2 protein-coding genes are annotated in these 1,196 nt (G+C 71.9%); both read right to left on the reverse strand.

The features are described 5' to 3' along the window. Positions 1 to 95 precede the first annotated feature (95 nt). Positions 96 to 527, reverse strand: coding sequence for a protoporphyrinogen oxidase HemJ (gene hemJ, locus AX737_RS12130; protein ID WP_066921650.1), 432 nt, complete (start codon positions 525 to 527; stop codon positions 96 to 98). 5 nt (positions 528 to 532) lie between these two features. Further along, a partial coding sequence (locus AX737_RS12135) for a uroporphyrinogen decarboxylase family protein (RefSeq protein WP_280949070.1) occupies positions 533 to 1,196 on the reverse strand: 664 nt, incomplete at its 5' end.

The following is a 1,196-nucleotide window of genomic DNA, read 5'->3' on the forward strand; positions in this document are numbered from 1 at the left end:
GCGCGGTTCCAGTGGCGATCGAGGAGACGACCCCCGCCATATGCGATCGCCCTGCTCTGCGGGGGAGGGAGTGCCGCGCGCCGAACGGCCCGAGCTCAGAACCCCGGCTTCACCACCGCCAGGATGACGATGCCGATCATCAGGAGCGTCGGCACCTCGTTGATCACCCGGTAGAATTTGTGTCCCCGCGTGTTCCGGTCGGCGGCGAAGTCCTTCACCGCGCGGGCGAGGAAGCCGTGCGCGCCGCTCATCGCCAGAACCAGCACGAACTTCAGCTGGAGCCAGAGGCTCGCGTAGTAGCCGCTCATCCAGGCCAGCGTCAGGCCGAAGACCCAGGTGGCGATCATGGCGGGCGTCATGATCGCCTTGAGCAGGCGCCGCTCCATCACCTTGAAGGTCGCCGACTGCGCCTCCGAGCCCGGCGGCAGGGCGGCGTGGTAGACGAAGAGCCGCGGCAGGTAGAGCATCGCCGCCATCCAGGCGATCAGCGCGATGACGTGGAGCGCCTTGATCCAGTCGTAGAGCACCGGGATCAGCCCCTGAGCCGCGCCAGCATCCGCTCCACATGCGCCACCGGCGTCTGCGGGGTGATGCCGTGGCCGAGGTTGAAGATGTGGGGCACAGCCACCGTCGCCCGCAGGATCGCGTCCACCTCCGCGTCCAGCGCGTCGCCGCCCGCGATCAGCGTCTCGGGATGCAGGTTGCCCTGGGTCACGGTCGAGGCCGGCACGCGGGCGCGCAAGGCCGCGAGATCGACGCCCCAATCGACGCCCACCGCGTCGGCGCCCGTCTCCGGCACCACGCGGGCATGGCCGTCGAGCCCCGAGCCGCGGGCGAAGACGATGATGCGCGCGTCCGGCACCTCGGCGCGGACGCCCGCGATCATCCGGGCGATCGGGCGGAGCGACCAGCGCGTCAGCGCGTCCTCGGGGGCGTCCTCGGATGCCTCCGCGGGCAGCGCGCTCTCGGTGACGTCGCCGACCGGCTCGACCGGATCGGTCGCGTCGCCGGGACGCGGTAGAGCCCGCGGCAGGGTGCCGGCATGCGACTCGAAGATCTGCACCGCGTCGGCGCCGGCCCGGAGCTGGCGGATGAGATAGGCGGTCTGCACCGCGACCAGCCGGTCGATCAGCGCGTCGACCAGCGCCGTGTCGCCCTCGGCGAGCGCCCGGGCCGGCGCCGACGCGGTGCAGATC

The organism is Methylobacterium sp. CCH5-D2, assembly GCF_001556475.1.
GTDB classification, from domain to species: Bacteria; Pseudomonadota; Alphaproteobacteria; order Rhizobiales; family Beijerinckiaceae; genus Methylobacterium; species Methylobacterium hispanicum.